This window comes from Arthrobacter sp. TmtSoilC79 (assembly GCF_059739405.1).
Genome location: NZ_AP046051.1, coordinates 3,506,427 through 3,530,031, shown reverse-complemented (window position 1 = coordinate 3,530,031; position 23,605 = coordinate 3,506,427). Strand labels below are relative to the sequence as shown.

At 62.1% G+C, this 23,605-nt stretch carries 25 protein-coding genes; 18 read left to right on the top strand and 7 right to left on the bottom strand.

Annotation, left to right across the window (positions count from 1 at the left end):
• Positions 1–37 precede the first annotated feature (37 nt).
• From AC6JA3_RS16120 to AC6JA3_RS16080, 9 genes are all read left to right on the top strand, one after another.
• Positions 38–1,807 (top strand): glycoside hydrolase family 35 protein, encoded by a 1,770-nt coding sequence (locus AC6JA3_RS16120; protein ID WP_347781756.1) that lies wholly within the window; start codon positions 38–40, stop codon positions 1,805–1,807.
• 2 nt (positions 1,808–1,809) lie between these two features.
• Positions 1,810–2,805 (top strand): aldose 1-epimerase family protein, encoded by a 996-nt coding sequence (locus AC6JA3_RS16115; protein ID WP_347781755.1) that lies wholly within the window; start codon positions 1,810–1,812, stop codon positions 2,803–2,805.
• Between the two features lie 2 nt (positions 2,806–2,807).
• On the top strand, positions 2,808–3,782 hold the full coding sequence (gene galE, locus AC6JA3_RS16110; RefSeq protein WP_026543152.1) for a UDP-glucose 4-epimerase GalE: 975 nt from the start codon (positions 2,808–2,810) through the stop codon (positions 3,780–3,782).
• Between the two features lie 30 nt (positions 3,783–3,812).
• Positions 3,813–4,028, top strand: a complete 216-nt coding sequence (locus AC6JA3_RS16105; RefSeq protein WP_026543151.1) for a hypothetical protein — start codon at positions 3,813–3,815, stop codon at positions 4,026–4,028.
• A gap of 676 nt (positions 4,029–4,704) precedes the next feature.
• Positions 4,705–5,328 carry a hypothetical protein gene (locus AC6JA3_RS16100; protein ID WP_026543149.1) on the top strand — a complete coding sequence of 208 codons (624 nt, stop codon included), beginning with the start codon at positions 4,705–4,707 and terminating at the stop codon, positions 5,326–5,328.
• Positions 5,329–5,380: 52 nt separating this feature from the next.
• Positions 5,381–6,034: a DUF1349 domain-containing protein gene (locus tag AC6JA3_RS16095; protein ID WP_347781754.1), complete on the top strand. Its 654-nt coding sequence runs from the start codon at positions 5,381–5,383 to the stop codon at positions 6,032–6,034.
• 73 nt (positions 6,035–6,107) lie between these two features.
• On the top strand, positions 6,108–8,342 hold the full coding sequence (locus AC6JA3_RS16090) for an McrB family protein (protein WP_091551040.1): 2,235 nt from the start codon (positions 6,108–6,110) through the stop codon (positions 8,340–8,342).
• A gap of 73 nt (positions 8,343–8,415) precedes the next feature.
• A complete protein-coding gene (locus AC6JA3_RS16085) occupies positions 8,416–9,624 on the top strand; it encodes a 5-methylcytosine restriction system specificity protein McrC (RefSeq protein ID WP_035761254.1) in 1,209 nt (402 codons plus the stop codon).
• A gap of 38 nt (positions 9,625–9,662) precedes the next feature.
• Positions 9,663–9,899 carry a PLDc N-terminal domain-containing protein gene (locus AC6JA3_RS16080; RefSeq protein WP_091551038.1) on the top strand — a complete coding sequence of 79 codons (237 nt, stop codon included), beginning with the start codon at positions 9,663–9,665 and terminating at the stop codon, positions 9,897–9,899.
• Between the two features lie 6 nt (positions 9,900–9,905).
• On the opposite strand, the gene AC6JA3_RS16075 is transcribed toward AC6JA3_RS16080, so the two are convergent.
• Complete coding sequence (locus AC6JA3_RS16075; protein ID WP_347781753.1) at positions 9,906–11,576, bottom strand: sensor histidine kinase; 1,671 nt, start codon at positions 11,574–11,576, stop codon at positions 9,906–9,908.
• A 99-nt stretch (positions 11,577–11,675) separates the two neighbouring features.
• Here AC6JA3_RS16075 and AC6JA3_RS16070 point away from each other — a divergent pair, with 99 nt between their 5' ends.
• A complete protein-coding gene (locus tag AC6JA3_RS16070) occupies positions 11,676–12,419 on the top strand; it encodes a response regulator transcription factor (RefSeq protein ID WP_223944806.1) in 744 nt (247 codons plus the stop codon).
• An 87-nt stretch (positions 12,420–12,506) separates the two neighbouring features.
• Here the strand turns inward: AC6JA3_RS16070 and AC6JA3_RS16065 are convergent, their stop codons facing one another.
• From AC6JA3_RS16065 to bioB, 4 genes are all read right to left on the bottom strand, one after another.
• A complete protein-coding gene (locus AC6JA3_RS16065) occupies positions 12,507–12,884 on the bottom strand; it encodes an Hpt domain-containing protein (protein WP_347781752.1) in 378 nt (125 codons plus the stop codon).
• A gap of 334 nt (positions 12,885–13,218) precedes the next feature.
• Positions 13,219–13,746, bottom strand: coding sequence for a very short patch repair endonuclease (locus tag AC6JA3_RS16060; protein ID WP_223944807.1), 528 nt, complete (start codon positions 13,744–13,746; stop codon positions 13,219–13,221).
• A 21-nt stretch (positions 13,747–13,767) separates the two neighbouring features.
• On the bottom strand, positions 13,768–13,986 hold the full coding sequence (gene bsaP, locus AC6JA3_RS16055; protein ID WP_497920309.1) for a biotin synthase auxiliary protein BsaP: 219 nt from the start codon (positions 13,984–13,986) through the stop codon (positions 13,768–13,770).
• A complete protein-coding gene (gene bioB, locus AC6JA3_RS16050; protein ID WP_347781751.1) occupies positions 13,983–15,017 on the bottom strand; it encodes a biotin synthase BioB in 1,035 nt (344 codons plus the stop codon). Before bioB ends, bsaP begins: the two co-directional genes overlap by 4 nt.
• 169 nt (positions 15,018–15,186) lie before the next feature.
• Between bioB and AC6JA3_RS16045 the strand changes: the two genes are divergently transcribed.
• On the top strand, positions 15,187–16,914 hold the full coding sequence (locus AC6JA3_RS16045; RefSeq protein ID WP_347781750.1) for a purine-cytosine permease family protein: 1,728 nt from the start codon (positions 15,187–15,189) through the stop codon (positions 16,912–16,914).
• A gap of 100 nt (positions 16,915–17,014) precedes the next feature.
• Here the strand turns inward: AC6JA3_RS16045 and AC6JA3_RS16040 are convergent, their stop codons facing one another.
• Positions 17,015–17,200, bottom strand: coding sequence for a CsbD family protein (locus tag AC6JA3_RS16040; RefSeq protein ID WP_018777112.1), 186 nt, complete (start codon positions 17,198–17,200; stop codon positions 17,015–17,017).
• 108 nt (positions 17,201–17,308) lie between these two features.
• On the opposite strand from AC6JA3_RS16040, the gene AC6JA3_RS16035 reads away from it, so the two are divergent.
• Complete coding sequence (locus AC6JA3_RS16035; protein WP_347781749.1) at positions 17,309–18,295, top strand: SDR family oxidoreductase; 987 nt, start codon at positions 17,309–17,311, stop codon at positions 18,293–18,295.
• Between the two features lie 20 nt (positions 18,296–18,315).
• Here the strand turns inward: AC6JA3_RS16035 and AC6JA3_RS16030 are convergent, their stop codons facing one another.
• Entirely contained in the window at positions 18,316–19,491 is a 1,176-nt protein-coding gene (locus tag AC6JA3_RS16030; RefSeq protein ID WP_347781748.1) for a zinc-dependent alcohol dehydrogenase, read from the bottom strand.
• A 133-nt stretch (positions 19,492–19,624) separates the two neighbouring features.
• Between AC6JA3_RS16030 and AC6JA3_RS16025 the strand changes: the two genes are divergently transcribed.
• The 6 genes from AC6JA3_RS16025 to AC6JA3_RS16000 all read left to right on the top strand — a co-directional run bounded on the left by AC6JA3_RS16025 (position 19,625) and on the right by AC6JA3_RS16000 (position 23,604).
• Positions 19,625–19,828: a hypothetical protein gene (locus AC6JA3_RS16025; RefSeq protein ID WP_347781747.1), complete on the top strand. Its 204-nt coding sequence runs from the start codon at positions 19,625–19,627 to the stop codon at positions 19,826–19,828.
• Positions 19,829–19,928: 100 nt separating this feature from the next.
• Positions 19,929–20,354 (top strand): hypothetical protein, encoded by a 426-nt coding sequence (locus tag AC6JA3_RS16020; RefSeq protein ID WP_245232949.1) that lies wholly within the window; start codon positions 19,929–19,931, stop codon positions 20,352–20,354.
• A 107-nt stretch (positions 20,355–20,461) separates the two neighbouring features.
• Entirely contained in the window at positions 20,462–21,022 is a 561-nt protein-coding gene (locus AC6JA3_RS16015; protein ID WP_347781746.1) for a hypothetical protein, read from the top strand.
• A gap of 14 nt (positions 21,023–21,036) precedes the next feature.
• Positions 21,037–21,672 carry an SIS domain-containing protein gene (locus AC6JA3_RS16010; RefSeq protein WP_347781745.1) on the top strand — a complete coding sequence of 212 codons (636 nt, stop codon included), beginning with the start codon at positions 21,037–21,039 and terminating at the stop codon, positions 21,670–21,672.
• Between the two features lie 95 nt (positions 21,673–21,767).
• Complete coding sequence (locus AC6JA3_RS16005) at positions 21,768–22,442, top strand: SRPBCC family protein (RefSeq protein WP_223944814.1); 675 nt, start codon at positions 21,768–21,770, stop codon at positions 22,440–22,442.
• Positions 22,443–22,533: 91 nt separating this feature from the next.
• Positions 22,534–23,604, top strand: a complete 1,071-nt coding sequence (locus AC6JA3_RS16000; protein ID WP_347781744.1) for an alkene reductase — start codon at positions 22,534–22,536, stop codon at positions 23,602–23,604.
• The last annotated feature ends 1 nt before the right edge of the window (position 23,605 follow it).

Sequence of the window (23,605 nt, the reverse complement as noted above, 5' to 3'; positions counted from 1 at the left end):
TGGACTCTGCTCCACCATTTCAGATTGGATTTCCCCTATGCCAACCTTCACCATCGGCGAGCAGGACTTCATGCTCGACGGTCAGCCCCATCGGATTCTCTCCGGCGCTTTGCACTACTTCCGCGTCCATCCGGATCAATGGGCGGACCGGATCCGGAAGGCCCGGCAAATGGGGCTCAACACCATTGAGACCTACATTCCGTGGAACGCGCATGCTCCCTCCCCGGAGGTCTTCGATACCTCAGGTGGCTTGGACCTTGGCCGTTTCCTGGACCTCGTCGCTGCGGAAGGGATGCACGCGATCGTTCGCCCGGGGCCGTACATCTGTGCGGAATGGGATAACGGCGGGCTCCCTGCTTGGCTGTTTGACCGTGGCGCTGCTGCCATCCGGGCCGATGATCCCGTGTATATGGCAGCCCTCACCGAGTATCTCGAGCAGCTCGCACCCATCCTGGTTCCCCGCCAGATAGATGCCGGCGGTCCCATCATCCTGATCCAGATTGAGAACGAGTACGGTGCCTACGGCGCCGACCGTTTCTACCTGGAAAAGCTCGTCAAGGTCAACCGGGAAATGGGGCTGACCGTGCCGTTCACCACGGTTGACCAGCCGCAGGATGACATGTTGGCCAACGGCAGCCTCCCGGAACTGCACAAGACGGGCTCGTTCGGCAGCCGCTCTGCGGAGCGCCTGGAAACACTTCGCCGCCATCAGCCCACCGGCCCCCTCATGTGTTCTGAATTCTGGGTGGGCTGGTTCGATCACTGGGGAGCGCACCACCACACCACAACCGTGGAGCAGTCCGCCAACGATCTGGAGGTGCTGCTGGAGCTTGGCGCGTCCGTGAATATCTACATGTTCCACGGCGGCACCAACTTTGGATTCACCAACGGCGCGAACGACAAGGGTGTTTACCAGCCGATCGTTACCAGCTACGACTACGACGCCCCTTTGGACGAAGCTGGAAACCCGACGCCGAAGTACTGGGCCTTCCGCGAGGTTATTTCCAAATACACAACCCTCGACGACGACGACGTTCCGGCCCCGCCCCAGCTTGGTTCGGCACTGTCCGTCAACCTGACGCAATCACTGCCGCTGTGGGATTGCCTGGACAGGCTCGGGAAGTGGACCTCGCACGAGGGAATCCGCTCCCACGACGAGCTGGGCCACTACTCCGGATTCACTCTCTACCGCAGAGGAATCGAAGTTTCCGGCCACGCTGTGCTGGAGTTCGACGAAGTACGTGACCGGGCCCAGGTGTTCCTGGACAGGGTGCCGGTGGGAATCCTCTCCCGGGATCACCATGAAAGGTCTCTGGCGCTGCCCCATGACGCGGTTGGCACCTTGGAAATCCTGGTGGAGGACCAAGGGCGCGTGAACTACGGTCCCCGTTTGGGGGAGTCCAAGGGTTTGATCGGAAATGCCCGGATCAACGGAGAAACCCTCTGGAACTGGGACATCCTTCCCTTGGAACTCGACGACGCAGTTCCGGTCTCAGCGGCATTGGAGGAACAACCCTCCCTTCCTGACGTACCAGTGTCCGGGCCCGTCTTTGTCCATGGGACTTTTGACCTCCCCGGCGGTGGCGATACTTTCCTTTCCACCAAGGGTTGGACCAAAGGAGCGGTGTGGATCAACGGCTTCTGCCTGGGACGGTACTGGTCCCGAGGACCGCAGGCCACGCTTTACGTTCCAGGCTCCCTCCTGCGTAAGCACGGCAACACCATCACCGTGCTTGAACTCCAAGCGGCCACCCACAGCTCCGTTTCCTTCGTGGCCAGCCACGATCTGGGCCATACGGAGTTCTGACCATGACACTGACTCAAGCAATAACGGCAGGAATTGCTGCTCCGACCGGCCGTCAGTTTCGGATTTCCGCGGAATCGGAAACCGACGGCCGCGTGGTCACGGCGGTGATCACTGAGATCGGTGGCACCATCCGCAGCCTCACCGTGGACGGCGAGCCCTTGATCGAGGAGTTTCCCGAGTTCGGGCTTCCCAAACACTGCGAGGGGGAGCTCCTCATTCCTTGGCCCAACAGGGTCCGGGATGGGCGATGGTCGCATGACGGACAAGACCTCCAGTTGGCCATCAGCGAACCCGAGCGCAGCAACGCCATTCATGGCCTGGTCAGGCTGCGTCCCCACACGCTGGTTCGCCGGTCCGCCAGCGAGCTGATCCTTCAGGTTCGGATCTACCCGAGCGAGGGCTACCCGTTCGCTGTGGACGTGGAGACCACTTACTCGGTATCGCCGGAGGGGCTGACGGTCACCCATGCGTTGACCAACAAGTCAGGCACGCCCGCGCCTGCGGCCATCGGCGCCCACCCGTACCTGCGGGTTGGTTCTACGCCCATGCAGGAGGTTTCCTTGACCCTCAACGCTGCCTCATATGTGGCGGTGGATGAGCGTCTAAACCCCGTGGGCACGTCCCCTGTTTCCGGGACCCCCATGGATCTGTCCGCAGGGCCCAAAGTGGGCTGGCTGCACCTGGACACAGCATTCCTGGATCTCACTCCTGCTCCGGACGGAAGGTACCGGCACCTCCTGGAAGCACCCAACGGAGACGCCGTTGAGGTCTGGGGCGATGCCAACTATCAGTACGCGCAGGTGTACACCACTAAGAGCTATCCAGCGGGAGGCCACCGGACCGCGGTAGCGGTGGAACCCATGACGGCGCTCCCCAACGCTTTCAATTCCGGTGCCGGCCTGCGCTGGCTTGAACCGGGGGAGGAATGGATTTCGACCTGGGGTATTTCACACCGGTTCGGCCCCGCACAGGGCAACCACCATAGAGGAGACAACTGACCATGGCATGGCTAGTAACTGGAGGAGCCGGCTACATCGGCTCACACGTAGCCCAAGCACTCATGGATGACGGCCACGGCGTGGTGGTCATCGATGACCTGTCCAGCGGTAAGCGCGGATTTGTGCAGGAAGGTGCTGCTTTCGAGCAGGGATCACTGCTGGATACTGAATTCCTCAAAGAAGTATTCGATCGCAACGATGTGGCGGGCGTGATCCACCTAGCGGGTTTCAAGTACGCCGGTGTATCGGTTGAATGGCCGCTTCACACCTATTTCCAGAACGTCACCGGTACAGGAAACCTGCTCGCCGCCATGGAAGCAGCCTCTGTGCGCGCGATCGTCTTTTCCTCGAGCGCCGCCGTGTATGGGAATACGGATGTGGATCTCGTGACCGAATCGACGCTGACGAGGCCGGAATCTCCCTATGGCGAATCCAAGCTCATTGGTGAGTGGCTCATCGCAGACCAATCACGGGCAACCGGGCTTCGCCATACATCCCTCCGGTACTTCAACGTGGTCGGCTCCGGAATCGCGGACGTGGTGGATGTCAGCCCCCACAATCTGTTTCCCTTGGTCTTCCAAGCGCTGAAGGACGGCGCAACGCCAAAGATCTTTGGCACCGCATACGCCACGCCGGATGGCAGTTGCGTTCGGGACTACGTCCACGTTGCTGATGTTGCCGCGGCCCACGTGGAAGCTGCCCGGAAGCTCCAGGAAGGTGTTGACCTTGAGCCCGTCTACAACCTCGGCAGCGGCACCGGTGTATCCGTCCGTCAGATCATGACTGAAATGGCCTCTGTGACGGGGATTCAGTTCGCTCCACAAATTTGCGCAGCCCGGCCCGGCGATCCTGCCCGGATCGTCGCTTCCGGCGAACTGGCACGCCGGGACATCGCCTGGGAACCGAGGCATACGCTCCGGGACATGATCTCCAGCGCCTGGGCGGCAGCCGGGAACCAGAAGTTATCCACCCAATAGCACTGCAACGCACTATCCCAAAGGAACATCATGATCGAGGCGCCTGAACTTTTGGCAACCATCACGGCTACCAGCAAGACCACCATGGAGAATAACCTCAACGCCGCCATCCAGGCTGCGGAGCAGCGTGCGCGCAATGAAGGCCGCCGCGGGATCCTGGTCACGCGGCTGGACTATGCGTCCTACACGGTGGAACTCTCACCGGACGTGCCCTACGGCTACACCTATGAGAAGCATGACGCCTGAGGCGAAGGGATCGCGGGGCATGCCTCGCTCCGCCCGGCGGCGCTTCACTGTTCGAAGTCGTTCAGCGGATTCTGCCAGGATTCTGTTGTCATGCGTGCTGGTCGGCTTCAGCCTGGTGCTGGGGCTTACGCCGGGTTGGGCTTCGGAGATCAACGGCTCCGACATCAAGATCAGTGTTGACATTGCGCCGCGCACAGAATGTAGCGGTCAGTGTCTTCCGAACGGACTCCCCGCGACGGGCCTCGACCCCGTAGGGGCCCTCGTGGCTGCCGGGCTCTGCGGCGGGACCGGGGTGCTCCTCCTGTTCTTCGGTCGGGGGCAAACCGCCACGAGACGCCTTTCCACGGGCGGCTAGGCCGAGGACGCGACATCATGGATGCACGCCCGCCAAAAGGTACAAAAACCCCTTGCTGGGCACCAGTATTCCGTGTAAGTTTACGTAAACATTATTAGGAATCTTTGCACCTGGTTCCCTGAATCATCTGCTTCGATGCGCATAGCCGCGCATCGCCCAGCATGCCCGCCAACCCTCGAGGCAACCGCTCACAGCGGGCGAGGGAGGGTGGAATTTCGCCCAATGGGGCTCTGTATACGAGCACAGAGTCCGCCCTGGCGCTTCCCTTACCGACACCTCTGGACATGAATCTCCCCCGCATTGCAATGAAGGAGCAAGACGATGAGCAAAGCAAGCTTGATCGTAAGAATCTCAGCAGTTGCCGCTGGCACTGCCTTACTGGCCGGCGTGGCCGGAGCCGCACTGGCTGAAGAAAACCATGGCGACCAGGACGTCGACGTGAACGTGGCGATTGCGCAGATCGATGAGCCGGGAATTCTGGCCATGAGCGTGGCAGGAACCACGGCCACCCTGACGGAAGCCGGCTCGTCTCCCACCGTGCGCCAATTCACGGGTTCGCTGCCCACGGTAACGGTGACTGATACGCGACTCCCGGACCAGATCCCGGCCGGTGCCGGCTGGTACGTCATTGGTACATCCACCGACTTCACTGGAACCACGGGCCAGCCGGCGATCGGCGCTGGACATTTGGGGTGGTCCCCTTCGCTGATTAACGGTGGTGAATCGGGGCAGGTCGCCGAGGGTGACGTTGTGGAAACGGTCATGGACACGGGCGCGGACTCAGTTGGCCTGGTGGACCAGGAATTGCTGGCCCTGGCCCTGGACTCAGCAGCGATTGCGCCTGAAGGGCAGTGGACAGCAACGGCCGGATTGTTCCTCCGCACGCCTGCTACCGTCGCACCCGGTGACTACACTGCGAACCTGACGTTGTCGTTGTTCGAGTAGACGCATTGCTGGTCCGGCCCCTGGGGGAGCCGGACTATTCTCTGTGTCCAGTATGAAAAAGTTGCAGAGGAATGTCCTGACTGCCGAATACAAGGAGCGCCCATTGATCCCCGAAATACCAGGACTGCCGCCCATGGAGTGGACCTCAACGCCCGGTCATGCCAGCTACGGCGAAGCGGACGGGACATTGGTGCTCACGGCAGCTCCCGGCGTCGATTGGACCAACGATTCCCTGGGCGGGGTGCCGCAACATGGCGCCACGGCACTGGGGTTCAGGGCTCCCGCGGCTTTCTCGCTCTCGGCCAGGGTCCTGGTGGCCTCGCCCCGGACAACGTTCGACGCCGGCGTGCTGACATTGTGGGCGGACAGCGACCACTGGGCAAAGCTCTGCTTCGAGTATTCACCGCAGGGCGAAGCCATGGTGGTCAGTGTGGTCACCAACGGATTCTCCGACGATTCGAACGGGCCCGTGGTCACTGCTCCATGGGTTTACCTTCGCATCAGCAGGGTGGGCCCGGCATGGGCGTTCCACTCGTCCGCCGATGGCAGTGCGTGGGACTTTGTCCGCCTTTTCAGGCTGGATTCCGAGAAACCCGTGCACGTTGGCTTCATGTCCCAGGCGCCGATGGGAGAGAGCTGCGAGGCACGTTTTGATGCCATTGCCTTGACGGAAGAACCTCCTGCGGACCTGCGCGACGGAAGTTAGTCCCGGTCAAACGGGTGCAGCGGGTGCCTGTGGATATCCGGATGCTTAGGTAAGCCAAACAAGGTAAGTTGGCATGGTGATTCCCTCCGTAGAACCTGCCATTGACCGCGCCCCCGGAGTCTCCAAGGAGATCGAGGACGCGGCCTGGTATGTGCTCGGTCCGGCGCTGCAGGGGAGACCTTCCGCGCTGGACGGACAGACGCTGACGTGGACCGCGGACGCCGCCGGTGAGCTCCTGGAACGGCTGGAACGCGGAGTCGAGGACTCCAAAGCCCCCATGATGACCAACCTGCGGCAGAACCTGGAAGGCGCGTCGCGTGAGGCCAAGCTGCTCGCGGTGGAATTGTTGTTCCTGCAATCGCTGCCGCTGGCGCATGAGGTCAAGTCCCTCCGGGTGAAGCGTGCCCGTGTTGCCGAGGCCGCATCCTGGGTTGAGCCGGCCATAGAGCTGCCGGAGGCCCTTTATGAGGGCATGACGGACCATGGCGTCATCCGGGACCGTACTGCTGAGTTCAACTGGACCATCTGGGACCACTTGAAATGGCTGTGCCGCTTCGTGGCCCACGTGGACAGCCAGAGCACGGCCACCATCACTGAAGCCCTGGAAGACCCGCTGAAGTTCCACGAACTCGCGGCCGCTACGCCTGATGACCAGCCCGCCCTGCGCCGCAGCATCGAATACCTGGTGTGGCCCAGCTACTTTGAGCCCGTGGTGGCCGACGTGGAGCGCCAGGAGATCCGCGACGCCTTTGCTTCACTGGTGGGCGGCGCCAAGGGCGATTCGGATGAGGACATCACCGCGGACATCCACCGCATCCGCCTGCACCTCGATGAGCAGGCAGGCCAACGCATCGACTGGTACGCGCGCCAGCTGGTGAGCCAATGGCGAAAAGTAGGGGATCCCGGGCGCCGCTCCTGGCTCCTGCGCACCCATCATGACAACGCGGACCTCCTGGCCGCCTGGGTCGCCGAGGAAAAAGCCACCCTGGACGTGGAACACCTGCGCGCCCTGACTGCAGGCGTCACGGCGGGCGTGGTCCAGCACGCCGTGGACGAGGATTACAAGCACCTGGGATACGTGGAACGCGAGGACACGAAGACGGCTGTCTTCGCTTTCCTCACGGTCATGAAACCGGGCGATCTCACCCTGTACCAGCACGCCGGCCGGGTTCGCGTGGGCGTGGTCCTGGGTGAGCCCGAACACCACGAGGACAACCGCCGTATCCGCCGCAAGGTCCGGTGGTTCGATGACAGCTATGCCATCCCTGAACTTCCCCGGCATGCCCAGCGTCAACTGTCCACCCCGGGGATCCTGGTGGATGTCACCAGGGTCATCCAGGCGCTGCAGGAACTGCTCCCGGTGGAAGCCGAAACCGACGGCGAGGACGAAGCGCCGCCCACCGCCGTCGTCGAGGTTGTCCAGCAGGGCTTCCGGCCGCTGACCGAGGAGTTCGCGGCGTCCCTGCACATGGACCTGGAACCGTTGAAGGAAATCTCGGAACTGCTCGAAGAGAACCGGCAGCTGGTCCTTTACGGTCCGCCGGGCACCGGCAAGACCTACCTGGCCAAGCACCTCGCCGCCGAGCTCGCCGGTGATCACACCGATGAACGGGTGAAGCTGGTCCAGTTCCACCCCTCGTACGCCTACGAGGACTTCTTTGAGGGCTACCGCCCGGACAAAACCGACGACGGCCAGGTCTCCTTCAAGCTGGTGGCCGGACCTCTGCGGCGGCTCGCCGAGGAAGCAGCCAAAACGGAGAACGCGCACAAACCGTACTTCCTCATCATTGATGAAATGAACCGTGCCAACCTGGCCAAGGTGTTCGGAGAGCTGTACTTCCTGCTGGAGTACCGGGATGACCGGATCTACCTGCAGTACAGCCCCAACGAGCCCTTCAGTTTGCCGGACAACCTCTACATCATCGGCACAATGAACACGGCGGACCGTTCCATCGCCATGATGGACGCGGCAATCCGGCGTCGGTTCGCCTTCATTGAGCTCCATCCCAAGGAAGAGCCAATCCGCGGCACGCTGCGTCGGTTCCTGGCGGCGCGGGGTTTGGACACGCTCAACGCAGACCTGCTGGATGCGCTCAATGATGCGATTGATGACTGGGACCGGGACCTGATGATCGGGCCCTCCTACTTCATGAAGAACGCTGCCCAAAACCCTGCGGGTCTCCGCCGGATCTGGAAGTACGAGCTCATGCCGCTGCTGGAGGAGCACTATCACGGGCAACTGAACCGGGCCCAGCTGGAGGAACGCTTCGGGCTGGACCAGTTGCTGGGACGTCTTGCAGCCCGCTAAGGCCATTCCGCCAAGGCCGGGCCGGGCGCCTGCCTCAGCGGCGAAGGCCCCAACAGGTCCCCGGCACATCGTCATGGACGAGCTCTCCGGCGGCGTGGTGGACAAACTCGACCCGGGATCCGCAGCGTTCATTAACACCAGCGGTCTGGCCAAGGCCTCTCCCATGGGCCTGGGCCTCTACCGGATTGAACCGCTGGGCAAGGTGGGCTCGGTCCGCACGTCCACGGTGCAGCTGGAAGTCCGGCCCAAGGACCGCCTTGGCCTGAGCCGCTTGCTTTTCCTGCTCAGCTACGCCGGCGAACAGGGGTTTCGGGACCATTCCGTGGAGGCTGTGGAGCATCCGGACCTCTGGAGTGCGCTGGCCGAATCGCTGGCACAGTTGGCGGACCGGGCCCTCAACCGTGGAGTCCTGCAGGGGTACCTGACCGTTGAGGAGTCGCTGCGGACCGTCAAAGGCCGGATCAGGATCTCGGACCAGATCTCCCGGCGTCCCGGAATGATGGTGCCGTTGGAGGTTGCCTACGACGAATTCACCGAAGACATTGCTGAGAACCGGATCCTGCGTGCCGCACTGGAGCGGATGGGCAAGGTCCCCGGAGTCAGGCCCGATGTCCTGAGCCGCCTGCGGCAGCTCAAGGGAAAACTCGACGCCGTGACCCGGCTTCAGCCCGGGGCGCCGCTGCCGCAGTGGCGGGCCAGCCGGATGAACCTGCGCTACCACCCCGTGTTGAGGTTGTCCGAAGTGATCCTGCGCAATGCCTCCGCTGAAGCCGGCGAGGGCAAACAGCAAACAGCATCCTTTGTGGTGGACATGGCCCGGGTGTTCGAGGAATTCGTGGGAACTGCACTGCGCGGGGCCATGAGCGCCCATCCGGGGGAGATGCGCCTTCAGTACGGTGCGTTGCTCAACGAGGCCGTGCATGACTCGGACCGCCTCACCGTGCGTCCGGACGCTGTACATTTCCTGGGTGGACGCCCTGTGGTGGTGTACGACTCCAAGTACAAAGCTGCCTCCGACGCCGGTGCCTCGCTCAGTGCCGACCACTACCAATTGCTGGCATACTGCACGGCGCTCCGGGTGCCTACGGCGTGGCTGGTCTACGCCGGCCGCGGGGACGTGAAATTGCGGCGCATCCTGAACACGGACATCGACATTGTGGAGTATCCACTGGACTTGTCACTGCCGCCGTCGGAAATCCTTGCAGCGGTGGCTGACCTCGCTGAGCAGTCCTGGGGTGAAGTAGTACGCCAGGCTGTGGCGGGCCGATCGGCGTCGGACTAGCCTGAAAGGACAACGGATTCGGAGCTAAAGGAGGCATGATGGCGGGCAAGAAATCATGGCGCGGGATGAGCAAAGGGCAACGCATCTCATTGGTGGTCAGCGGGGCCCTGAACCTGGCGTTGCTGGTGGCGGCGCAGCGCAGCATCGCCAAGACGCCCGATTCGATGATCAGGGGCAAGAAGGTGCTCTGGCGCGCAGTGTCCTTCGTCAACTTCTTCGGACCGGTCAGCTACTTCCTGTTCGGAAAGCGTCGCGAGGCGGCCCTGAAGAGCTAGGTAGAACTACGACGGCATTTTCACCGTAAAGGTGGTTCCCCTGCCCGGCTGGCTGGTCAGGGTGATGGTGCCGCCGTGCGCCTCCACAATCGCCTTGCTGATGGGTAGCCCCAGGCCGACGCCAGGGATGGCACTCTTGCGGACAGCGCCGGCACGGAAGAACTTGGTGAAAGCTTCGGCCTGTTCCTCTTCGGTCATGCCCATACCGGTGTCCGTGACACGGCAGAACACAAACTCGTCATCCTCCCAGGCCGCTACTTCCACATCGCCGCCGTCGGGGGAGTACTTGATCGCGTTGGACACCAGGTTGTCCAGCACCTGGGCGATGCGGGATGAATCGACACGGGCTTCCAAGGCCTCGGGGATGTTCATGGACAGCCGGATGCCGGCCTTCGCTGCGCGTGGTTCAGCGGAGTTGACGCTGCCGCGGACCAGTTCGGCGATGTCCACCGCATGGGGCTGGATGACGATGTGCCCGGAGCGCACTGCCAGGAGGTCCGAGACCAGGGTCAGAAGGCGCTCGGCGTTCCGCCGGACGATGTCCAGTTGCTTCCGGGCGCGGGCGTCAAGGGCATCGGGATCGTCCATGATCAGCTCCACATAGCCCAGGATGGACGTCAACGGCGTGCGGAACTCGTGGGACACATTGGCAACAAAATCGTCTTTGGCTGCCAAGGCGTTCACCAGTTCGGTGACGTCGCTGAAGACCACAACGGAGCCGGCGAACTTACCGTCGTCGTCCACCATGGGGCGGGCGCTTGCGGTAAAGGCGCGTTGGTCCGGCCCGGACCCCAACCACACCAGTTGATCCGTGAACCGTTCGCCCAGTACGGCGCGCCGCACGGGCCGGCGGTCCGCGTCCAGCGGCGTGGTCCTGTCAATATCGAAAATCAGCAACTGGGACTCGTTGGGGTCATCGTTATCCCGGGGGGTGGCCAGGATGTGCGTTTGGCGTTGGCGGCGGTTCATGAGGATGTCATGGCCCTCGCCATCCACAGCCACCACACCCAGGGGCAGCGCCTCCATCACGGTGTTGAGGAGCCGTTCCTGCTTGGTGCTGACATCCAGGGCGTCCTTGAGCGCCTGGTCCTTTTCCTCCAACGCCCGTTGCTGGCGGACCATGCTCAGGGTCAGGACGCTGACCGAGATCCCGATGCCGAGCATGAGGATGGGGAACAGCAGGGGTTTGGTGAGGTCCTGCTCGGTCAAGGTGCCACGAACGAACAGGGGAACCCACACGATGCCCAAGGGTCCGAGGAAGGACATGGAAATGGCCAGCTTGGGATATAGGCCCGAGGCACACAGCCAAATGACCGGCAGCACCACCAAAACGCTGAGGCCTGTGATGGACTCCACGGCGCCTTCGCGGGCGAAACCGATGGACACCATGTCCAGGATGGGGATGCTGAGGAAACTGGCAAAGGGCAACCGGTGCCACGGCACCATGACGCACAAAGCCAAGAGCAGTGCCTGGCTCAGCAGGAATATCAGAAAGAGCGGATTTTCCAGTGTGGCCGGGAAATACAGCCAGACCAGGATGGCAGAAATGCAAACACATACCGACAACGGCAGTTGGCTGAGGACAACCCGCATTCTCAGGGTATGTTCGTGGAAAGAGCGCTGAAAGAACAAGAGTTTCTTCTTTTCACCGATATCCCACGTCGAAGGGTGGGTCATGGCACATCCACCACGGATGCAGAAGAAAGTCGGTTCATGAGATCAGCCTAACCATAATGGATATACTTCTGAGGTTATCGAAGGGGCTGAGGGGCAGCGATGAGTGAAGTACGTGTGGGGCTGGTCATTGAAGATGACCAGGATATCCGTGAACTGGTAAGGGTTGTCCTATCCCAGGCAGGGTTCGATGTGCACACTGCGTCCACCGGTTCTGCTGGTGTGACGTCGGCACGGGAACTGAATCCGGATGTCATCACGTTGGACCTCGGACTCCCGGACATTGATGGCTTTGAGGTCGCCCGCCAAATCCGCAAGTCCTCGGATGCCTACATCATCATGCTCACTGCCCGCGCCGAGGAACTTGACACCCTCATGGGGTTGGAGGCCGGTGGCGACGATTACCTCACCAAGCCGTTCCGGCCCCGGGAACTGCGCGCCCGTGTCGAGGCCATGATGCGAAGGCCCCGCGCGTCGTCGGACTCCAAGAACGTCGCTGAACAAGTGGATCCCGAGGTGAGCCACAACGGCTTGGCCGTTTCCGCGGGCTCACGCACAGCCGTCCTGAACGGCCAGGAGCTGAAGCTCACACGGACCGAGTTCGACCTCCTGCTCGCCCTGCTGGAAACCGGACGGATTGTCCGGACCAAGGCGGACCTGGCGCGTCGCCTCCGTAACGAACCGTACGACGTCGGAAGTTACGTCAGCGACGCAGACGAACGGGCCGTCGAGGTCCATATGGGAAACCTGCGCAAAAAACTCGGCGACAGCATTCAGGCGCCCCGCTGGCTGGAGACGGTGCGAGGAGTCGGATACCGGCTGGCGCCTGCCTCCAGCAATAATTAAAAGACCCAAGCAGTTGGCAGTTCAGGCCGTTCAGAGTGCTCAGAACGGCCTGAACTGCTTTCTACCGGGGCTAACGGACGCGCAGGGTTACCGTGGTGCTGTGAGCTCGCGGATGGTCCCGTGCACGTAATTGTCGATCTCCTGGAGCTGTACCGCGAGTTCGTCCAAATGATCCCCGTTGGGCAGCAACCTGATGCTGATCTCCAACTCAGCGGCCAGGCGTTCCATGCAGATGGCGCCCACCATGTGGCTTGAGGTCTTCAGGCTGAGGACGGCGTCCATGGCGTCTTCAATGTCCAGGTTTTCCGAGGCAATGTGAAGGCGGTCCACGCGCCACCGCAGGAGCTCCACATAATTGCGGACGAACGTGGTGATGATGGCTTGGTCTCCGCCAAGCTCGGCCTGGAGTTCGGTGAGAACGGTGCGATCCACCAGGGAATCAGTGCACTCGTCGTACTCAGACACCAGACTCCTCCCGCCTCCAAACAATAGATTCACGATTCAACAGTAGGACCCCGCGAACCGGCAGGACGTCACAAAACGAAAGCTTGATCCAATCTTGAGCGGACTCAGAGGGAGTCTTGATTGCCGGCCCCGAGAGTAGGACAAGCAAAGGCAAGATCGTGGATCCGGGGGATTCCAGGCTTGTATCAAGGAACGGGAAAAGCATGAACAGCAGCGCACGTCCATCACCAGGACTGATGGTCATCATCGTCTTTTGCATGACCGTCCTCCTTGGCATAGGCGGGACTGCTGCCTATGCGCTTTGGGAGCAGGGCACGCACCCCTCGGGGGGAAATCAGTCCGTCAACTCTGCCCCGTCAGTTACCTCGGCGCCTTCGGGCCGCTGACGCCTTCCGGCCGGCTTCGGGCTGCTAACGTCTTCCGGCGACTGCCGGCGCCCCAAAAACCTTGTGAGCCTCTCTTCCAGCACTGACCGGTCCTTCAATTCGCATTCCCACACCGTCAGTACCTCCCAGCCGTCCGTGGCGAGTTGCTCACGTTGCAGGGCGTCGCGCTGACGGGTACGGCTGCGCTTTGCTTCCCAGAACTCAGCATTTGCCGCAGGAGCGTGCTGACCGACCCGGCAGTCATGGAAATGCCAGAAACAGCCGTTGACGAAAATGACTTTCCGGCGTCCTGCAAACACCAGGTCCGGCCGGCCCGGCAGCTTCGTTGAGCCAGCTTGACCGTGCAGCCGATACCTGTACCCTTTGGCGTGCAGGAGCTTGCGGACCAGCAACTCAGGCTTGGTGTTCTTGCCGCGGATTTTGGACATGTTGCGGCTGCGTTGCTCCGGCGTCAGGAGGTCCCGGCTCTGGCCCATGGGTCCAGCCTACCCAGGAGCTCAGGACGTCAGCCTGCCGTGCCGGGAGCATTTCGCGGTCCAGCCCAGAGGTGTGACCTGGACCCTCATGCGGCGGCGGCACTCCGGGCAAAAGCGGGGCGGCTCCATCGCCAGCCGCTGGTGGCAGCTTCGGTGGGCGTCCGACGTCGAACCGTCACTTGCGTCGTCGGCCACACCGCCGCAGTGCCCGCAGAAGGGCGGGATCAGGGCGGTGGTCACAGGGACTTCTGGAATTCCTTGATGGGCATATTGAGCTCCACCAACAAGTTGAGGTCCGCGTTGGCGGGGCGACCCAGCGTGGTGAGGTAGTTGCCCACGATGACCGCGTTGATTCCGCCGAGCAGGCCATCGCGCGTGCCGAGATCGCCCAAGGTCAGCTCGCGTCCACCGGCGTAGCGGAGCACGGTTCGGGGCATGGCGAGCCGGAACGCCGCGATGGCGCGGAGTGCATCCTTGCCGTCCATGATGCCCTGGTTTTCCAGAGGCGTGCCGGGGCGTGGGTTGAGGAAATTCAGTGGGACCTCATGGGGTTCAAGGGCGGCGAGTTGGGCAGCAAGTTCCGCCCGTTGCGCCAAGGACTCACCCATGCCAATCAGGGCGCCGCAGCACAATTCCATTCCGGCGGCCTTCACCATGGCGCAGGTTTCCAACCGTTCCTCGTAGCTGTGGGTGGTGACCACCTCCGGGAAGTAGCTGCGGGCGGTTTCCAGGTTGTGGTTGTAGCGGTGGACGCCCCACCCGGCCAACTGGTCCACCTGACGTTGCGTCAGCATTCCCAGGGAACACGCGATGTTGATATCCACTTCTTCCTTGATGCGGTCAATCGCGAACTTGATCTGGTTCATGAGCTTGATATCGGGACCCCGGACAGCTGCGACGATGCAGAATTCCGTGGCCCCCGTGGCAGCGGTTTCCTTGGCGGCTTTGACCAGCTCCGGGATATCCAGCCATACGCCCCGGACGGGAGAATCGAACAGGCCCGATTGGCTGCAGAAATGGCAGTCCTCCGGGCAGCCCCCGGTCTTGATGGAGATGATGCCTTCCACCTCCACGTCCTCGCCGCAATGCTTGAGGCGAACCTCGTGGGCGAGCTGGAGGGCGGCGGGGATGGCGTCATCGGGAAGCTCCAGGATGTCGATCAGCTGGGCCTCGTCCAGGCCTGCTCCGCGTTCGAGGACCTGCTCCCGGGCGGTGTCCAAAATGGCGTAGGTGCTGGTTTCAGGGGCTTCATATATTCCTTGGCTGGTCATGTCCTTGACGGTATCGGCGCTGGTGGGCGGCGGTTTTGTGGGGTCCGGACAAACGTGGATGGCTGGTTTTGGCAGAAGTTACAACCGTGAAACATGGACGTGACTGAATTGACGCGCTGCGTGACTAGCGTCGTGGGCGAGGCATGGACCACGACGAAAGCGACCACGAATGATCGACGACAAGACGAGTACCGCCACATTGGAGCCGACGACGGCGGCCCGCACCGCCGTCGGGCCCGGCACCGCATCTGCACCTGCGGCAGGCAACGCCGACGCCATGAGCGCTGCGAAGGAGAGCCTGGAGGATTACACGCTCCGGTTCGCCCCGCGCTCCTACCGGAAGTGGAGTGCCGGTGTTGTGGCCACGAGCGCACTGGGTGGCATCGCCTACCTGGCCGACTTCTCCATCGGCGCCAACATCGGCATCGCCTACGGAACGGTGAACGCCATCTTCGGCATCATCGTGGCTGCAGTGATCATCTTCGCTACCGGGTTTCCCTTGGCTTACTACGCAGCCCGCTACAACATCGACCTGGACCTGATCACGCGCGGCTCGGGCTTTGGGTATTACGGCTCGGTGGTCACCAACATCATCTTCGCCACCTTCACCTTCATCTTCTTCGCGCTCGAAGGCTCCATCATGGCCCAAGGCCTGCAGTTGGGCCTGGGCATCCCGCAATGGATCGGCTATGCGGTGTCCACCATCATCATCATTCCCCTGGTGATTTACGGGATGAAGACGCTCGCCACGTTGCAGGTATGGACGACGCCCCTGTGGCTGCTGCTCATGGTGGTTCCGGTGGGCTACCTGCTCCTGTCCCACCCGGAGAGCATCGATGCCTTCTTCGCCTTCACCGGGGCGTCAGGCGAGGGTGGTCCCAACCTGGCTTCGGTGATGCTGGCTGCGGGCGTCTGCCTGTCCCTGATGGCGCAGATTGCCGAGCAGATCGACTACCTCCGCTTCATGCCTCCCAAGACCGCTGAGAACAAGGGCGCCTGGTGGCGTGCAGTGATCCTCGCAGGACCGGGCTGGGTCATCTTTGGCGCCATCAAGCAGATCATCGGACTGTTCATTGCGATCTACCTCATCGCCAAGCTCGATCCCGCAGCAGCCGTGCACGCGAACGAGCCTGTCCACCAGTTCCTTGGGGTTTACGAAGAAATGATGCCGGCATGGCTTGCCATGACCCTGGCCGTGGTGCTGGTGGTCATTTCCCAGATCAAGATCAACGTGACCAACGCCTACTCCGGCTCGCTGGCGTGGACCAACTCGTTCACCCGCATCACCAAGACGTACCCGGGCCGCATGGTGTTCGTGGTGGTCAACCTGGTCATCGCGTTGATCCTCATGGAGTCGAACATGTTCGAGTTCCTCAACACCATCCTGGGCTTCTACGCCAACTGCGCCATGGCCTGGGTGGTGACGGTGGCCTCCGATATTGCCATCAACAAGTACCTGTTGAAGATCTCGCCCAAGGTTCCTGAATTCCGCCGCGGGATGCTCTACGCCGTGAATCCGGTGGGCTTCGTGTCCATGCTGGTGTCCGCAGGGGTGTCCATTGTGGTGTTCTTTGGAGCGTTCGGTGCAGCTGTCCAGCCGTTCTCGCCCATCTTCGCCGTGGGCCTGGCGTTGGTGTTGCCGCCCGTATTGGCCCTTGCCACGAAGGGCCGGTACTACCTCCGCCGCACCGACGACGGTATTGACCTTCCCATGTTCGACGCCGACGGAAACCCCAGCGACGAGAAGCTGCTTTGCCACGTCACCGGCCTGGAGTTCGAGCGCCCGGACATGCTCCGGTCCGCCCAGGACGGGCCCGACGGCGAACCCCAGTACATCTCGTCCCTCGCCTTGTCCACGGATAAGTCGGGCGGACTGGTGCTCCCGGCCCAAAAGTAGGCCTGTCCACCCAACTGACTTAGTGGGGTCCACGCAGAACGCCCCGGCTTCCATGAAGGGAGCCGGGGCGTTCTGCTGTGTGTGGTTTGTGCTGTGCGGCTTACTTGTCGAAGGCGTCCTTCGCGGCATCCTTGACGTTCTCGCCGGCCTGCTTGGTTTTGGCCGCCGCCTGGTCAGCGACACCCTCTGCCTGCAGTTTCTCGTTATTGGTGGCGTCGCCCAAGGCTTCCTTTGCCTTGCCGGTGACTTCCTGTGCCTTGTTGCTGATCTTGTCTCCGAGTCCCATGGGCCCTCCTTCGATGTAATCCAACGCTGACAATCGCTAGGCTATCGAGCAATTCTGAGTACTTCCTGAACGGGTCCCATAAATAGTCAGGGTGCTTACACTAAGAGCATGGCTGAGGAGATCCGCAACGAACAAACGGAAAATACAGACCTGGACGAGGACATTGCCATGGCTTTGGTCAACAATGTGGTCTCCGAATCCTACGATCCGGACGATGAGTCGGGGGATCCCCGCACAAAGTACCCGTCGGGAGAATTCCCACCCCAGACACAGGACTACCCGGGCTGGACCGAAGCCATGAATCCCAGGCCGGACCATGGTGAGCAAAGCTATGTGGGCCACCACCGCATGCTCGGCCGCCGGGCCTTGATCACCGGGGGTGACAGCGGAATAGGGAAAGCCGTAGCCATTGCCTTTGCCCGGGAAGGTGCCGATGTGGCCTTCACCTACCTGCCCGAAGAGGAGCAGGATGCCGAGCACACGGTCCAGCTGATTGAGGATGCCGGCTGCAAGGCGTTGGCCCTGCCAGGAGATCTCCGGGATGAGGAATTCTGCCAGGAGGTCATTGCCCAAACCCTCACCGAGTTTGGCGGGCTCAATGTCCTGGTGAACAATGCCGGTTTCCAAATGACCACCAACGCAGGGATCGAAGACCTCAGTACAGAGCAGTTCGACAGGACCTTCAAAACCAACGTCTACGCCCTGTTCTGGCTCACGAAGGCTGCCCTCCCGCATCTGCAGCCCGGTGCCGCCATCATCAACACTTCGTCCATACAGGGCTACCATCCCAGCCCCTCGCTGATGGACTATGCCGCCACCAAAGCCGCCATCAACAGCCTCACCTTCTCCTTGGCAGAATCACTGGGGCCCAAGGGAATCAGGGTCAACGCCGTAGCCCCGGGCCCGGTGTGGACTCCGCTCCAACCGCCCACCCAGCCAACAGGAAGAATCCAGAAGTTCGGCCAGGACACCCCGCTTGGCCGGGCGGGGCAACCTGCCGAACTGGCCTCAACGTACGTGTTGTTGGCCAGCGAGGACTCCAGCTTTATCTCCGGTTCGGTCATTGGTGTCACGGGTGGGAAGCACCTGGCCTGACCGTCCGGATCGCCCTCAAGTCAAGGCTTGAGGACCACTTTGATGCAGCCGTCCTGCTTCTTTTGGAACTTCTCGTAGAGCGCCGGCGCCTCATCGAGCCCGCCGGTGTGAGTGACCAGATGCATGACTCCCAGCGGATCGGCGTCGTCCTCCACCAACGGGAGCAGGTCATCAATCCAGCGCCGCACATTGCACTGGCCCATCCGAAGCTGGATTTGCTTGTCGAACATGGTCATGAGCGGCATGGGATCGGCCTGGCCGCCGTAAACCCCGCTCAGCGAAACCGTTCCGCCGCGGCGAACCATGTCCACTGACGTGTGGAGGGCGGCGAGTCGGTCAACGCTCATGGTCTCCATGGCAACCTGTGCAGGCTTGTCCGGAAGCAGGGAGACGGCCTTGTGGAGGAAGGACGCCACAGGGGAGCCATGCGCCTCCATTCCCACCGCATCAACCACAGCGTCCGGGCCACGGCCCAGTGTCTGCTCGCGAACCTGCCCGCCGACGTCGGAACTGTAGTCCATGGTTTCCACGCCGTGTGCCTCGGCCATGGCCCGACGCTCCGGGACGGGGTCTATGCCGATCACCCGGAAGCCCTTCTGCACGCCGATCCGGGAGGCGAACTGCCCCACCGGTCCCAGTCCCAGAACTGCCAAGGTGCCGCCGTCGGGAACGTTGGCATACTCAACGGCCTGCCATGCGGTGGGCAGGATGTCGGATAGGAAAAGGTAGCGTTCGTCGGGGGCATCCGAATCGACCTTGACCGGACCGTAGTCTGCGAACGGGACCCGCAAATACTGTGCCTGCCCGCCCGGGACGGATCCATACAGTTCGGAATAGCCAAAAAGGGCTGCCCCTGATCCCTTCGCAGTGACCTGGGTGGTCTCGCACTGGGACTGCAGGCCTTGGTTGCACATGTAGCAATGCCCGCAGGAAATATTGAACGGAACCACCACGCGGTCGCCCTTCTTGAGCCGGTGGACTCCGGATCCGACTTCTTCCACGATTCCCATGGGCTCATGGCCAATCACATCACCCTTGTGCATATAGGGTCCCAGGACTTCGTAGAGGTGAAGATCCGAGCCGCAAATGGCTGTGGACGTGATGCGGACAATTGCATCCGTTGGTTCCTGGATGGAGGGATCGGGGACTTCTTGGACGCTGAGTGAGCGCCTGCCTTGCCATGTCACTGCTTTCACGATTGGTTCTCCCTGGCGTTTCGGCTGGGTGGGTCCCTCGCTGCTGGAGACCCTTCCAGCGAAACAGAGTTGGCAGTTCAGCACAAGGTTGCCCACCCTCGACACCGCCGGTGGCCGCGCCTACATTGTGGCTATGAGCGATGAACCCAACACAACTGACGGGGCACCTCCTGAAGCCCCGAAGCCTCCTGTGCCACCCGCCGTCGAGCATGACAAAGGCGACGCCGGTACCGGCGACTTCACTACGGAAACGGATCCGACCTTTATCCCCGACGAGCGAAAAGAGACCCCGGAAGAGCAGCGCGCAAGGGAGCACCCGGAGGCAACCGGCAGCTGAGGTCGGCCCAGAGCATAGTAAGCAACCTGATTATTAGTGTTAAGATGGTGAAAGGGAGAGAGTTTCGGCCGGAGTTGACCGAGGAGTGATCGCAGTGCCCATGAGGAAGAACCCGCTGATTTCCGGGGATGCGCCCCATCCACCAGGGGACGCGCTCGCCTGCGCCAGCTGCGGTACGAGTTACTTTTTGAACCTGGAGACCATCGAATCCCTCGAGCCGCATGCCGGCGAGCTGATGGTCCGGGTGGCCTACACGTGCTCGGCCTGTGAATCCGCTTATGAACACAACGCCTCCTTCCGGAACGTGGCCGCCGTCCTGAACCGCAAGGAAAGCTTCGCCGGGTTGCTCCAATTCGGCGGCACGTACTTGCACTGCGGCGAGCCCATGACGTTCGCAAAGAACTCAGGCCGGAGCGTCTATGCGCCCATATCAACCGAAGACGTGGACGAGGACCTGCCGGACGTGTATTTGAAGACCCGCGTCATCCAGTGCCGCTGCGGCTTCCGAATGGAGCTGCCGGCCTGAGGCGACAGCAGTTTTGAGGTGCCCGATATGGGTACACCTCGAGTATCAAGCACAGCGAGGGCCACGGGCGGCGCCCCACACAAGCCGCCCACCAGGAGGTAGTGCAGATGGACACAGGACAAGTGGTTCTCATCATCGTGTTGGCCGTGGTTGTTATTGCTGTGGTGATCGTCGCGGTAGTCATCGGACGCCGCAAGAAGGCAGAAGCCAACCGGCATCGGGCCGCCGAACTGCGTGAGAAGGCAGCCGAAGAAGCCATCGGAGCCCACCAGGCCAAGGCCGAATCGGCACAGGCGGAGGCCGCTGCGCTCCAGGCGGAAGTCGAAGCGAACCGGCTCCGCAAGGACGCGGAGCGTCACGCCCAGAAGGCCGGCGAAGCGCACGACCGGGTGGAAGAGCACCTTCGTCACGCCGACAAACTCGACCCGAATGTTCGAAGCGAGCGGGACGGTGTTGGTGACCATGTTGGTGACCGCGACCGTGTTGGTGAGCGGGACCGTGTTGGTGACCGCGACCATGTTGGCGAGCGGGACGGTGACCGTGTCGGCGAACGTGACCGGAGCGACGAAGCGTCGGTCAACGAGGGCGAGCGTCTGACCCGGGACCGCAGCGGCCGTGAAAATTTGCCCCGGGAGGGATCAACGCGCGAAGGCGACCGGAATTCATAGTTTCAGTTGAGGAAGTGAGGCAGGAAGTGAGCATCGTGGTGAGGCGGACAGGTCAGGCGGTGCGTTCTGCAGAGTCGAAGGCGAGCAGGCACGCAGTGGACGTGGTTCTGGGGCACCTGGGGGAGATTGGCCCAGCCGTAGCAGCGCTGCGCAGGGAATCCTCCCGTCTGGCCGAATGGGGTGAAGAGTTGGCTCGGGTCCGACGCCGTGGAGGCAGTGTGTTCGCAGCGGGCAGCGACGGATCTGCGCACGAAGCCCAGCGCTTCGCCTCTGAACTCTCAGCCCACGACCCCGGCGACGGCGGCACTTTCAAAGCCATCTCTTTCTCCAGGAACGCCAATGCGGAGGCTGACGGGGCCGGGAGCATCAGCGATCAAGTCTCCCAACAGGTCAATGACGGCGACATCGTAGTCCTGCTCGCGGCAAAGGGGATCACGGACGATCTTCGCGCTGCTGCTGCAGCCGCCAAATCCAAGGGCGCCCGGGTGTGGGCGCTGACCGGCAGGGACTCGAGGGACCTTGCGCAGTCCGTCAACGAGGCGATCTGTGTCAACACGGACCCCGCCCACGCTGAGGAAGCGCACCTGGTGGCTGTTCTGGCGTTGTGCGAGTGCTTTGATGACGCCATGAAGGCCGCCGGCCAAGAGTAGGCCCGCGGGGCGGCGTCGCCCAGGTGGCCGAACGGCTGCCGCTGGCTACGCGCGTGGCTTCCTCGAATCACTGAAGTGCGTGGCATGGTGTTCCCGTGAAGAACACCGTTATTGCCTACTTCGCTGTTTTGGCACTCACTGGCCTTGTGACGTTGAGCATCCAAGGGGCCTCTTTGCTACAGAAGAGTGACCCTCGCGGCGCCTTGGTCCTCATCATTGTGGTGGGCGGGTTGTTGTTGACGTTCCTCTATGGGGTGATCATTAGTCGCACTGCCAGGGTCAAGGTCCAACCTCCAAAAGCTGCCAAAATGCCCGGTGTCAGGACCACCGCCACAACGAGCACCGCCGACTACGATTTTTCTCCAGCCGTCGTTTGGTCAACCATCCGGCCCGCGGAAGCTGCGATCGTGGATGGAAGCAACGTCGCATACGCCTTCACCGTTCCGGCCATCCCCGACGGGCCGCGCGAACGACAGTGTTTTTTCGGCCAGAATGGCGGTATTTCCATGCTGGAGATTATTGAGGAAGTGCCCGAGCGGCTCGCCGTGACGCAGTCGATCTTCCCTCCGGATGAGGATGGGGCCTCCACAAAAACGGTGTACCGCCTGGAGCCGACCGCCAGGGGCTGCAGCCTTACTCTCGAGTCGATCGTTGAGACTCCCGATTTCCTCATGGCAGATCAGCAAGCCATGCAGAGATTCGGCGATTCATACTTGGAAGGCCTTCGGGTGCTGCTGGAGCAAAGGAAGCTGGAGGGCGCACTCGAATAGCACGTCCTGTGACCTGCAACTCTTTCGGAATAGTTGCAGACGCCATGCAGTTGCGCACTATGAACCTGATTCATTCTGAAAGGAACTGCGCATGCTGTTTTCCCCTCTGGCCCTCGGCGAGCTCGAACTCTCCAACCGACTTGTCATGGCACCCCTGACGCGTCTGCGCGCAGGCCAGAATGGTGTGCCGGGTCCGTTGATCGCCGAGCATTACCGCCAGCGGGCTTCCTTGGGGCTGATCGTCAGCGAAGGAACCTACCCTGTCCAGGCCGGCCAGTCCTACCCGGGGCAGCCCGGGCTTGTCACCGAGGAACAGATCGCAGGCTGGAAGACCGTCACCGACGCAGTTCACACTGAGGGCGGACGCATCTTCGCCCAGGTCATGCACGGAGGCCGTGTTTCCCACGCCGACATCACCGGCGGTCACGAGATCGTTGGCCCCAGCGCCGTCGCCATCGACGGGGACGTCCGCACCCCCAACGGCAAGCAGCCTTACCCGGTGCCCCGCGAACTGGGCACCGATGAGCTGCCGGGAGTCATTCAGGAGATCGTCACAGCCTCAAAGAACGCCATCGAGGCAGGATTCGACGGCGTGGAGCTCCACTCCGCCAATGGTTACCTGCTTCACGAGTTCCTTGCCCCCAACTCCAACATCCGCACGGACAGCTACGGCGGCTCCCCGGAGAACCGGGCGCGCTTCGTCATTGAGACGGTTAACGCCGTGGTGGAGGCACTCGGCGCCAACCGCGTGGGCATCCGCATTTCCCCCGAACACAACGTGCAGGGGATCGCAGAAACCGACCCCGCCGACGTCCGGGCAACATACCAGGTATTGGTTGACACCATTGCGCCACTGAACCTTGCTTACCTCAGCATCCTGCACCATGACCCCAAGAGCGGCCTGGTCCAGGACCTTCGCGAACGATTCAACGGAACGTTCCTTGTGAACACCGGTTTCGGTGAGATCACCACCCGCGACGAGGCTTTCGCCATTATCGACAACGGGCTTGCCGACGCGGTTGTTGTTGGCCGTCCCGCCATTGCCAACCCGGACCTCGCCCGCCGCTGGCGTGAAAGCCTGCCGCTCAACGAGCCGGACGCCTCCACGTTCTACGCTGACGGCGCTGAGGGGTACACGGACTACCCGTTCTACGCCAACTAAC